10 protein-coding genes are annotated in these 11,236 nt (G+C 59.0%); 1 reads left to right on the plus strand and 9 read right to left on the minus strand.

Translation table 11 applies throughout. The features are described from left to right. Nucleotide 1: 1 nt before the first annotated feature. The 8 genes from BTN45_RS18795 to BTN45_RS18830 form a co-directional block, all read right to left on the minus strand. Nucleotides 2-508, minus strand: a complete 507-nt coding sequence (locus BTN45_RS18795) for a CMD domain-containing protein (RefSeq protein WP_042935840.1) — start codon at nt 506-508, stop codon at nt 2-4. A gap of 7 nt (nt 509-515) precedes the next feature. After that, nucleotides 516-1,109: a 2-hydroxychromene-2-carboxylate isomerase gene (locus tag BTN45_RS18800; protein ID WP_022563159.1), complete on the minus strand. Its 594-nt coding sequence runs from the start codon at nt 1,107-1,109 to the stop codon at nt 516-518. Between the two features lie 10 nt (nt 1,110-1,119). Then, nucleotides 1,120-2,601 (minus strand): NAD(P)/FAD-dependent oxidoreductase, encoded by a 1,482-nt coding sequence (locus tag BTN45_RS18805; protein ID WP_207590501.1) that lies wholly within the window; start codon nt 2,599-2,601, stop codon nt 1,120-1,122. A gap of 53 nt (nt 2,602-2,654) precedes the next feature. After that, on the minus strand, nt 2,655-3,725 hold the full coding sequence (locus BTN45_RS18810; RefSeq protein WP_044459068.1) for an ABC transporter ATP-binding protein: 1,071 nt from the start codon (nt 3,723-3,725) through the stop codon (nt 2,655-2,657). A gap of 3 nt (nt 3,726-3,728) precedes the next feature. After that, nucleotides 3,729-4,520: an ABC transporter permease gene (locus BTN45_RS18815; RefSeq protein WP_207590502.1), complete on the minus strand. Its 792-nt coding sequence runs from the start codon at nt 4,518-4,520 to the stop codon at nt 3,729-3,731. A gap of 9 nt (nt 4,521-4,529) precedes the next feature. Beyond that, nucleotides 4,530-5,513, minus strand: a complete 984-nt coding sequence (locus tag BTN45_RS18820) for an ABC transporter permease (RefSeq protein WP_077985860.1) — start codon at nt 5,511-5,513, stop codon at nt 4,530-4,532. 80 nt (nt 5,514-5,593) lie between these two features. Then, complete coding sequence (locus BTN45_RS18825) at nt 5,594-6,694, minus strand: extracellular solute-binding protein (protein ID WP_052808808.1); 1,101 nt, start codon at nt 6,692-6,694, stop codon at nt 5,594-5,596. A 53-nt stretch (nt 6,695-6,747) separates the two neighbouring features. Further along, the gene (locus BTN45_RS18830) at nt 6,748-7,728 is read right to left on the minus strand and encodes a LysR family transcriptional regulator (protein ID WP_207590503.1); all 981 of its coding nucleotides are present in this window, start codon (nt 7,726-7,728) and stop codon (nt 6,748-6,750) included. Nucleotides 7,729-8,115: 387 nt separating this feature from the next. Here BTN45_RS18830 and BTN45_RS18835 point away from each other — a divergent pair, with 387 nt between their 5' ends. Continuing rightward, entirely contained in the window at nt 8,116-9,189 is a 1,074-nt protein-coding gene (locus tag BTN45_RS18835; protein WP_207590505.1) for an NAD/NADP-dependent octopine/nopaline dehydrogenase family protein, read from the plus strand. A 239-nt stretch (nt 9,190-9,428) separates the two neighbouring features. Here the strand turns inward: BTN45_RS18835 and BTN45_RS18840 are convergent, their stop codons facing one another. Next, complete coding sequence (locus tag BTN45_RS18840) at nt 9,429-11,195, minus strand: diguanylate cyclase (RefSeq protein ID WP_207590507.1); 1,767 nt, start codon at nt 11,193-11,195, stop codon at nt 9,429-9,431. Nucleotides 11,196-11,236: the final 41 nt, after the last annotated feature.

An 11,236-nucleotide genomic window follows, 5' to 3' on the forward strand; every position in this document is an offset into this window, starting at 1 on the left:
ATTAATTGTCCCTCAACATCTTGAGGCCGGCGACGACCAGCACCTGATAATTCACATAGGCAATCAGGCCGGCGAGCGTGACGATATCGCGGTCGTCGAGACCAACGGCATAGAGTTTCTCAATGTTTTCCCGGGTCGCGTTCTTCGGCGTAAGGGTCACGAGATCGACGTGGTTCAGGATGGCTTGCAGGCGGGAATCCGCGTGCTGAAGGACCGATGACGGATCAGCGACTGATGCGTGGTCGGAGCCTCCCTCCTCCTCGGCAAGCCGCTCGATGTAGTGCGCATGGAGTTCTTTCGCCTTCCACAAAGCGGACATACGCGCGGCAAGTGCCGCCCGCAGGGCGTAGGAAAAGTTGCGTGGCTCTGCTGGCCTCAAAGCCGCAAGATAGCTGGTCTGCGTCAGGTGTTTGAGCTTAGAGCGCCGCTCGCGGAGTTTCAGCAGATCGGAGCTTTCATCAAGGCCGAGGACGCGGTCGATCACGTCTTCTGGAGGTGTAGCTGTCATTGTTTTTTCAATCCTCGGAAAGAGCGTCATCCAGGAAGGTCAGGCGGTCCTGCCCCCAGTAGAGCGTGTCGCGGTAAATCCAGGTGGGGGTTCCAAAGACACCACGCGCCTGTGCTTCGGCGTGGCTGTCATGCCAGGCTGCCATGATCTCGGGCGTGTCTTCGAGCGCACGCAGCGCACGACCATCAAGACCCAGGCCGTTTGCCACGGCGATGCGAACGTCCGGATCGGTCACGTCCTGCTCCTCCGCCCACAGTGCCCGCAGAAGCGCATGACTGAGTTCCAGTGCAGGCAAACCCTGCCTGTCGGCCGCAATCACCATGCGCGCGGAAAACTCGTTGTTGGTGGGATAATATCTGGGCTTCAGCACCAACGGCATACCAAGACGCTTGCGCCAGCGCTCCAGTTCGACGGCGTGGTAGTCCTGCCGCGGCTGAGGTCTGGAACGAAGCGGAACACCACCGTTTTCGGTGACGATGCGGGTAGGGCGGACGACGACATCGAGATCGTGCTTTTCAATCAGCGCCTTGAACTGTGGCCAGCCCAGATAGGCCCAGGGCGAACTGAGCGCATGGTAATAATAAACGGTTTTTCTGCTCATCGCCTTAACCTCAGGCTGTCTTCTGCATGGTGGGGTCGGCATCCGCATCGGTCCATTCGGACCCATCGAGTTCAGGCTTTTCGTAAGCCTTAAGCGCCTCCCAGTGATGATCGATGTCGGCGATGAACAGCGAAGCGGCGATACCTCGCGCAAGCCAGAGCGCACCTTCGCTGATGGCCGGAATATCGCCGCTGACTTTGCCCAGACTGACCGATGAACCGTAATTGAAACAATGGATCTGCTGCAACCAGGGGGCGGTACCCGGCTCTTTCTCGGTGAAAGAGAAGTCGTCTTGCAGCCAGGGGAATCGCCCGAGCCCAGGGTTTTCCTCACCTGGTGGCGGTGTGTAGCGGTCGTCCCAGCAGGCGATCTGCCCGTTGAACATTTCGAGTTCGGGACGACTGACGGGGTCGATTGAGAATCCCGTTCCCAAAATCACGAAATCGGTCCGAAAAACGCGGCCGTTGATTGTGGTGATGACGACTTCGCCGGCCTCTTCCTTCATCGATTGGATACCGCAGTCGAAATGGAAATAGGCGTTGGGATGTCGGCTCACTCTCAGCGTTGAATTGTGTGGCGCGGGGGTCTGCTGCTTGACGGAATAATCCATGAGACGCCAGCGCCACTCAGGGTCGATTTTCGCGAAGCCGGCGGTGACACCGTATGATCCTATGCCCATCAACTTGTTGATCGTCGGCATTGTCTTGCGCCTGGCAAGAAGACGCACCTCACCGGCCCCCTGCTCGAGCGCTTCCGCTGCATTGTCCACAGCGGACGCCCCTACCCCGATGACAACGACGCGTTTTCCCTTCAGACGCTGAAAATCAATCATGTCGGCGGAATGCGCCCAGCTGACGTGACGTTGCATGCCCTTCACAAAATCCGGGATGGTCGGTTCTCCCAGGCCATCACGGCCTGTTGCCATCACCAGTTTCCGGGTGATGATCGGGTCAGCCTTCCCGCGGTCGATCTCCAGCTCCAGAAGCCCATCGGGCCGTGGTATGACGCGGGTGACGTGGACGTTGTTTTCAACCGGGATCTCCATCACCTGCCGGTACCAGCTCAGATATTCCATCCACATCGGTCGCGGGATGCGGAAGAGTTCTTCCCAGGCCTCTTCGCCAAAGCGGGCGGTGTACCAAGCCCTGAAGGTGAGCGATGCCATACCGAGCGCTGGCCCGAGCAGGTTCTTGGGCGAGCGCAGGGTTTCCATGCGCGCGTAAGTCACCCAGGGCCCCTCTTCACCTTTTGCGGCGCGGTCCACAATCCGGATATTGGCGATCCCTGCCCTTGTCAGGGCATGCCAGGCGACGAGGCCGCACATGCCGCCGCCGATGATCACGACATCGCTGGCAAGCTGACCGTCTGAGGTGGAGACCGGTTTCGACCAGTTTGCTGCGGGATAGTTGAGGTAGGACAAATCCTGCCTCACCCGGGCGTTGAGCGCAGCTAGTCTCTGCTGCTCGGTCCGGTCTTGCTGTTCTAAAGTCATCAGGTGATCTCCTGAAATTCACTGTTGCCCATCGGCACCGACGGGCATGAGGATTAATCGGCGAGCACCACGGCGTCGCGATCGCGCCAACCCACCCAGACCGTCTCGCCATCAAGACGCGAGAGCGCCACCGGATCGAGCTGGGCCGACAGGAGTGCGCCGTTATCGAGGCGGATCGTCAACGTCGTGTGCGCGCCCTTGAACACGCGCCGCTCGATCTGGCCCTTGAGGGCAAAACGATCACTCGGCTGCTCGGGCAGACAGAACAGGGCTTCCGGACGCAGCGCGATCGTGACGTGGCTGCCAACCGCGTGATGGTGGCCGTTAAGATCGGCCCGGATCAGACTGCCCTGCCATTCAATTGTTGCAACATCGCCCTCGGCAGACACCAACCGGCCTTCGAGAAAGTTGCTCTGACCGATGAAGTCGGCGACGAAGCGGCTACGGGGGCGGGCATAGAGATCATCAGGCGCTCCCATCTGCTCGATCCGCCCCTTGTTCATCACCACCACGACGTCAGACATGGTCAGGGCCTCTTCCTGATCATGGGTGACGAAGATGAAGGTCTTGCCGGTCGTCTGCTGGATTGACTTCAACTCGATCTGCATCTCATGGCGCAGCTTGGCGTCGAGTGCCGATAGCGGCTCGTCGAGCAACAAGACGTTCGGGTCCGGCGCCAGCGCCCGCATGAGGGCCACGCGCTGGCGCTGACCGCCCGACAGTTGCTCAGGCATCCGCCCGGCAAAATCCTGCAGCTTGACGAGACCGAGGAGTTCCATGACCCGGCGGTGGATGGACGCCGAATCCAGCCCCTTCAGTTCAAGTCCGAAGGCAATGTTGCGCTGAACTGACAGGTGCGGAAACAGGGCATAATCCTGAAAGACAATATTGACGTTGCGCCTGTTGGGCGGCAGATGCGAGATCGGCTGCCCGTCGAGGTAGATTTCGCCGGAAGATGGCGTTTCGAACCCTCCGAGCATTCTCAGCGTCGTGGATTTGCCGCAACCGGAGGGGCCAAGCAGGGTAACGAATTGGCCCGGCGCGACCGCCAGGTCCAGATCATCGACAGCAAGAGAAGCGCCGTAAGACTTGTTGACGTTTTTAAAATGAACAACCGGCTGCATAACTCAGCTCCTCGAACGGCGGGTGAAGTGCTCGGCATAAAGGCCGATGGCGGCGGTGACGATGAGGACGATGGTCGCCATCGCATTGATCTCTGGCGACATGCCGCCCTGGACTTTGGCGAAGATGAGCATCGGTAGCGTCGGCTTGTATCCACCCAGGAAGAAGGTGCGCACGAAATCGTCGATGCTGGTCAAAACACAGAAAATCATGCCGCCGATCAGGGCCGGCAGGATGTAGGGGACCGTAACGCGCATGAAGGCGATAAATGCGTCAGCCCCGAGGTCTCTTGCCGCATCCACGAGATTGGCGGGCATGGAACGCAGGCGTGTCAGCACCATGATCACGACAAACGGCACCGCATGGACGGTATGGGAGAGGATAATCGCGAAGGTGCCCGTGGGGATATCGACCATCCGGATGAATATCCGCATTGAGATGGCGTTGATGAGACCGGGAACAACGGCAGGCAGGCAGGCGAGCGCAAAGAGAATGGCCCTGCCGCGGATGCCCTCGGTCGAAATCAGCAGGGCAATCCACACACCGATGACGGTCGCTCCGATCGTGGTGGCAAACGCTATTCCGACCGAATAAAGCGAGGCTTCGATGAACTGCTTGTCCTGAAGTACCTTGCCATACCAATCCAGGGTCCAGTTACTGATCGGAAAGGCGATGAAGTTTGCATCCTTGAAGCTCATCGCCATCATCAGGGCCAGCGGCAAAAGCAGATAGATAACGAAAATGGCATAACAGGCGCCAAGTGCCGTCTTCGGAAGGTCGTTTAAGGGGGACCGCATCATCACCTCCTACATCAGCCGGACAGAGCGACCGCCAACGACGCGCATGAAGAGACCAACCGTCGTCAGCGACACGGCGAGCATCAGCATGGCGAAGGCAGCGCCTTCAGGCCATTTGTCGTTGGAAGAGTGGAAAAGCGTCGCGATCACCTCCGGGAAGATGACGGCGTTCGGCCCGCCGAGCAGCAGCGGGGCGGCGAAGACTCCGACGGCGGTGAGGTAAACCAGGCTGCAGCCGGACACGATACCGTCTTTCGACAGCGGCAGGATAACGCGGCGGAAGCGTTGGAAAGGGCTCGCGCCAAGATCGGCAGCGGCATGCACCAGCTGTACCGGGATCTTTTCTATGGCTGAATAAAGTGGGAGCAGCATGTAGAGCGCCAGGAGGTAGATAACGCCGAAGCTCAGCGAGAAGGACGTGTAGAGCATCGGGATGGGCCGATCGATGACGCCGATCTCGCGCAACAGGACGTTGACGGCTCCCCGATTGGCCAGAAGCATGATGACCGAGAAGGTACGGATCAGTTCTCCGGCCCAGAATGGGATGAGCAGGAGCAGCAGCGCCCGCATACGCTGCTTCGGCTGAAGCACCTTCGCCACGTAATAGGCAACCGGATAAACGATCACCAGGGTAGACACGGTAACGACGGCGGCAAATACGAGGCTGCGTATGAAGGGCAGCACGTAAATCGAATCCGAGAAGAACAGGGCATAGTTGGCGAGCGTATAGCGCGTGGCCTCGTTCGGTTGAGGCGGATAGTTGTCCGTGAAGCTGATATTGGCCATTTGCAGGATCGGCCCGACATGCAGGACGAAAAGCCATATCACGGGTATCCCGGCAAGGAGTGCGAGGCGCGCATGGCGACTGTCTGCCAGCCGGCCTATGGTGGTTCGGTAAAGGGCTGAGCCTGTCACCTTGCCAATCCATCCGGAATAATGCGCCGGGGCTGGCGCGCTTTCCTCTCGGAGTTCAGTCATTGTCGTGTTCACCATGATCGTTCCCAGCTCTGGACAAGCTTTTTATTGGGGTCCTGCGAACCCGGCCGAGGTCGGGTTCGCATCGCAGCCGTAACTCAGGCAGCCTTGATTTCGGCAGCTGCCTTGTCGATCATCGCGTTCTTCATGGCCCGGTTGACCGAGCTGAAGAACTTGATGCGCTCCATCTGGTCCTGTGGAAGCGCCATGGCGGCCCGTTCGCGGTCGTTGAGCAGCTTGTCGACGCCATCAAAGGCCGAGGCGAAGCCCGACTGCCGAACCATGGCAGCCCCGATTTCCGGCGAGGCGAGGATAGCGTCCAGGAAGGTATAGGCAGCGTCCGCATTCGGACCGTTCTTCACCACGTTGAAGGAGTAGAGGAACCCGTAGGTGCCTTCCTTCGGAACGGACAGCTCGATGGGGTGACCGTCCATGATCAGCTTGGACGTCGGACCGGACCAGGCCTGCGCAACGTAGATGTCTTCATTCAGGAACATCTGCTGAACCTCGGAGCCCGCATCGTAGTATTTGCGAACCTTGTCCTTTTGGCTGATCAGGAAGTCGCGCGCCTTGTTGGTGGCTTCCTGGGCAACGGCTTCCTTGCCTTCATAGGTGACATAATCGCCGTCATTGCCCTGATAGAGCATGGTCAGCGAAAGGAAGTCCGAAATGATGTAGGATGTCAGGCCCTTGTATTCATCGTCGAACATCATGCCCCAGCTATCGGAAGGCTTGGTGTACTCCGTGTTACGGGCCAGACCTTCAAAGCCCGCCAAAAGCGGAACGCCGTAGGTAGAGCCGTTGATGGTGAGCTGCGGTGCGCCTTTGTAAGCTGCTGCCAGCTTGTCCCAATTCTTCAGTCGGCTGGTATCAAGCGGCGAAAGGAGGTTGGAACCGATGAACTGGGAGAGCCGGTGGCCGGTCACCGTCACGATATCGGTCGATGGTGTGGCGCCTTCGGCCGTCAGAATGTTATATTGCTTGCCCTGATCGTCCGTCAGACGGATGCGGATCTCGATCCCCGTGTCCTTCTGAAACTGGTCGATGAAAGACTGCGGCACGAACTTGTCATATGTCGTGATATTGACGACCTTGCCCTGCGCGTGGGCGGAGCGCATCAGGCTGGGCGCCGCCAGGATGCCAGAGCCGGCAGCGAGCAGCTTGAGGGTGGAACGACGGGTCGCTTTAAACTCTTTCATGGCAATCTCCTTGTTTTTGTTTGACCGGTTTGATGGGCAGAGCACTTGCATTTTTAGGGAACGTCTCCTTCGACGGTTCCCCCATAGGTGACATCCGCAACACGTCCTGATGCGCCAGGATCGTGAGCGGTGAAATCGGGCATGCGTGCGGAAGCAACACGGATGATCAACTGGATCAGCTCCTGGGCAGTGGCCGACAGCGGGCGCGCTGTTGCCGAGAAGATTCCCCAGAGGAACGGGATGTCGACGTCGAGCGGTCGCACAGTCACGCCCGCGGTCAGGGGACCGTAAGCGGTTGCCGGTTCGACAATCGCAATCCCCATCCCGGTCGACGCGATCTGCACCGCACTCATCGCCGCGCTCGTCGCTATGATCCGTTGTGCGCGAACATTTGCCTCCTGCAGAGCCTTGTCCACCCGGCGACGCAGACGGAACGGATTAGCAAGCGTAATGACTGTCTGGCCGGCCAGGTCGGCCACGGAAATGACATCCTTGACGGCCAGCGGATCGTGAACGGACAGAACGGCTGCACAGCGACCCTGAAAATATCCGTGCGCTTCGAGGCCCGGCTGTTCGGCCGGGAGCGACGTCACGCAGAAATCGGCGGTACGCCCCAGCACCGCCTGAACGGCGGCTTCGGCAGGCATGCTTCTTAAAAAGACCGTATGCGGAAGAAGGGCTTCCGGTAGTTCGGCGAGAGCAAGCGGCACCATACCCGTGGCAAAAGCAGGCGTAGCGGCGATCTCGACCGGTTCGGGCTCCTTGAGACTGATCCTTTGCGCTCGATTGCGCAGATGCTCGATGCCGCTGATGAAGCGTTCCGCTTCAGAATGAAAAGCGATCCCCTTGTCACTCGGCGTTATGCGCGGGCCATTGCGATCAAACAGCGGAAATCCAAGCGACGTTTCAAGGTCCTGGATAAGACGTGTGACCTGGGATTGCGAACGGTCAAGCAGGCGCGCAGCACCGGTGATGCTGCCTGCGGACATAACCGCAAGAAATGCCTCCAGTTCGCGTATCTCCATCGCTATCATGCATCCTTTGCATTATGACAAATTTAATGTGCATTAAACGCATGATGTCTGCTAGTGACAAAAGAGAATTTTTCGTTTGGGACGCGGAAGATGAAAAAGATGGCTTGCTGACTTCGAACTGTGCAGAAAATTAAGCCTCGGGGTGTGGCTTTTGCTCGTGCAGCACATGCATTTACTGGAAGGAGCCAGAATTTGCTGAGGGCGTAGGCAGGCGCGCGGATAAATGAGGCAGGGGAACCGAAAACACAGCCTCTGGCGCGCCAAAAAAAATGATGCATTTGCGCAACGATCGGCGGGCAATGTACAGAACCGGTTTGTGTTCTACGCGAAAGATAGAGACCAGAGGGTGGCGCCATGTCCACTCCTACAACCGAAAGGACAGATGACATGCGGATAGCCATTCTCGGTGCGGGTTCGATTGCTTATGGCATGGCGGCTTTCCTCGCCAATGCGGGGCATCATCCGTGCCTATGGTCGCCCTCCGGCCGCAGTGCCAAGCCGTTGTCGGAAGGCGAACCGCTCGTCGCTACCGGCGCGTTGGACTTCGTCGGTCCGGTCGAGGTCGCGGCAACCTGCGAGACCGCCATTGCGGATGCAGATGCGGTCATCATTGCAATGCCCGCAAACGGTCATCGTGCCGCCATCGACGCGGCGCTGCCGCATTTGCGGTCGGGACTGCCCGTCATCATCAGCTCCCATAGCTCCTTTGGAGCGCTCTATCTGTCGAAGCGGCTTTCCGAACGACAGCTCCGTCTGCCGATCGTTGCTTGGGGGACCACGCTTCTGACGGCCCGCCGCCAAACCGACGGGCGCAGCGTCGTCGTCAACACCATCCGCCAGAAGGTGGACTTTGCCACCCTGCCGAAGTCGGCAGCCGCTGAAGGTCGGAGCCTGTGCACTGAACTCTTCGGTGATCGCTTCGTCGAACGTGACGGTTTGCTTGCCATCGCGCTCTCAAACCTCAATCCTCAAAATCATCTCGGGATCGCATTGCTCAACCTGACAAGGATGGAAAAGGCGGAGGGCTGGGGACAGGGCGAACATGTCACACCGGCGGTCGGTCAGTTGATTGAGGCGCTCGACGCCGAGCGACTGTCAATTGCCGAGAGCTTCGGGCTGGAGGTTAAAACAGTTCGCGAACACTTTTCTCTCTCCTTCCACGTGCCCCTCGCCTCTGTTTCCGAAATGAACCAGCAGATGCATCGTGAAGGACGAGGCGGAATGGGCCCTTCCTCCATCGAAAGCCGCTACATTTTCGAAGATGTGCCGTTCGGTCTACTGCCAACCGTGCTTCTCGGCCGCATAGTCAACCGGCCTGCGGTTCTGCATGAGGCAGGCGTTCGCATTTTTACCGCATCGGTCGCACACAATCTGGAAGCAGACAATGACCTGCTGCCGGAGCTTTCACTTGATCATCTCGGTCCGAGCGAGCTGCGGGAGCTTTGCGAGAGCGGATTTTAACGGAGCAGAGGAGCCTCCCGTGATCCCGACCGGCAGGAGCCGAGGGCCTTTCAGCGGGCCTTTGGCAATCCACAGATCCTGAGAGAGATCGGCTTCCTACAACGGCGGGCTGGCGCGCGAACCGCAGTCCTGGATCGATTACATGAGCAGCTGGGCAGGCTCAGTCATCGTTACGGCATAGCTAAGTGAGCGCTTTCCGTCATGGCCGTAATTGGCCCGACGCGGATGTTGCCGGTTATTCACGAGGCCACAACTCTATTGCGTCCTTGTGCCTTGGCGAGCAGAAGGGCCGCATCCGCCCGCGCCAGCAGCGTGTCCAGCGGCCCGGCCTCCGGCGAGGTTGCCACACCCACGGAAATTGTTACGGTTCCAAGAAGTTTCCCGGCATGGGAAATCGCTGTAGCACTTACTGCCGTTCTCACTTTTTCGGCCAAACCGGCAGCGTCGCCCTTGAGCATCCCCGGCAAGAGCGCGGTAAATTCCTCTCCCCCATAACGGTAAGCCTCACCGTGATCGCCCAGCGTGTCATGAAGCGTTCGGCCCACATACTGCATGACCTTGTCGCCGGCATCATGACCATATTCGTCATTAAAGCGCTTGAAGTGGTCGATATCGATCATTAGGCAGGCAAGTGGTGTCTTTAATTCGTCGCTCGCGAAACGTTGCACCCTTTCATCCAGATGCCGGCGATTGAACAACCCGGTCAAAGGGTCTTCGATAGCCATCAGCGTCAACTTCTCACGCAGCTGCAGATTGGCGATAGCAAGCCCGACATTTTCGGCAATCAGTTCGAGATAAAGCCGTGACGCATCGAGGTGCAGCGCCTGCCCTTCTTTTTCTTCCAGGTAAAAAAGCCCGATCATGTCGCCTTGCGCGGTCAACGGGACGCAAAGAGCGATAGCATCCGGATCATCCAGATGCTGACACGGCACATCGGTGTCGGAGAACCCGTTGGCGTGCGCCCGCCCGCGGCGCATCCCCCAGCACGCAGACGCAGGAAAACTGTCTCCGGCATTGTCAGGCGCTAGCCAGTCCGAACTGCGGTTGAGGATATTCTTGCTTTCGTTCAGGATATAAAGGCCGCCGGCAATGCCGGGAAAGATTTGCGGCGCAAAGCGCGCGACGATGCTGGCGAGCTCGCCCTGGTTCTGGCAGGCCTGCAGGCGGTGCATCATCTGCAGGATGAGGTCCTTGGTCTGTTGGTCTGCCCGTCGTTCCGCGTCGAGCCGATCGCGCTCGATGCCGCTCGCCCGGAAGATTTCAATCGCGGTGTTCATCTCGCCGATCTCGTCCCGGCGACTGTCGGGCAGCACCTCGACAGAATAATCCTGCTTTGCAAGCCGGTCGATGATCCCGCTCATTCGCACCAATGGCATGGCGATCCGGCGTCTCAGGATGAAATAGAGCACTGCCAGGAACAGCCCCCCCGTCAACCCCAGCATGATCTTGGCGATGACGCTCCACCAGTCGCTACGCGCTCGCGCCGCGGCCAACTGCGATCCGGTCCTTGCGGCCGTCAAATCGCGAAAATGCGCGACAGTCGCCAGAAGATCCTCTTGCAGTCTTTCATGCTCGGGGCCGAACAACGTGGACTGGGCAGCGCTCTTCTCACCGCGCTGAAATGCTTCGACCGCCGCGATCTCGAACTTGTCGAGTGCGTCCGCATCCGTTTCGATCTTTCGCAGCGCATCGACCTCGGCCTTCGGCAGCGCCTTCGACAAGAGCTGGTCAACTGCGGCTTCCCGGCTTCGCTCGCTTCCATCTTCGGCCCGGAACGCGTTGAGATGACGTTCTTCGCCACGCATGACAAACAGCCTGGCCTCGTCGGACCGGACCTCTGCGCCAAGTGCGAGGTCTTCCGCCAGACTATCCAGCGTCAGATGCTCTTCCACCGCGACACGCTCTTCGACGGCGCTGCGAGACGACATGATGAAGGCCGCGCCAGACAAAGCCGTCAAGACGACTGTCACTCCGTAAGCCCAGTTGGTGATCGCGCTTATTCTCATTCTCTAATACTACACACCGCTGCTTGCGGGAGGATTAAGAC

The organism is Rhizobium sp. ZX09 (genome assembly GCF_017357485.1).
Classification (GTDB): domain Bacteria; phylum Pseudomonadota; class Alphaproteobacteria; order Rhizobiales; family Rhizobiaceae; genus Agrobacterium; species Agrobacterium pusense.

Excerpts from the sequence above, each read along its gene's own strand:
- BTN45_RS18795 (WP_042935840.1), bottom strand. The coding sequence starts at position 508 with ATGACAGCTACACCTCCAGAAGACGTGATCGACCGCGTCCTCGGCCTT.
- BTN45_RS18800 (WP_022563159.1), bottom strand. The coding sequence starts at position 1,109 with ATGAGCAGAAAAACCGTTTATTATTACCATGCGCTCAGTTCGCCCTGG.
- BTN45_RS18805 (WP_207590501.1), bottom strand. The coding sequence starts at position 2,601 with ATGACTTTAGAACAGCAAGACCGGACCGAGCAGCAGAGACTAGCTGCG.
- BTN45_RS18810 (WP_044459068.1), bottom strand. The coding sequence starts at position 3,725 with ATGCAGCCGGTTGTTCATTTTAAAAACGTCAACAAGTCTTACGGCGCT.
- BTN45_RS18815 (WP_207590502.1), bottom strand. The coding sequence starts at position 4,520 with ATGCGGTCCCCCTTAAACGACCTTCCGAAGACGGCACTTGGCGCCTGT.
- BTN45_RS18820 (WP_077985860.1), bottom strand. The coding sequence starts at position 5,513 with ATGGTGAACACGACAATGACTGAACTCCGAGAGGAAAGCGCGCCAGCC.
- BTN45_RS18825 (WP_052808808.1), bottom strand. The coding sequence starts at position 6,694 with ATGAAAGAGTTTAAAGCGACCCGTCGTTCCACCCTCAAGCTGCTCGCT.
- BTN45_RS18830 (WP_207590503.1), bottom strand. The coding sequence starts at position 7,728 with ATGATAGCGATGGAGATACGCGAACTGGAGGCATTTCTTGCGGTTATG.
- BTN45_RS18835 (WP_207590505.1), top strand. The coding sequence starts at position 8,116 with ATGCGGATAGCCATTCTCGGTGCGGGTTCGATTGCTTATGGCATGGCG.
- BTN45_RS18840 (WP_207590507.1), bottom strand. The coding sequence starts at position 11,195 with ATGAGAATAAGCGCGATCACCAACTGGGCTTACGGAGTGACAGTCGTC.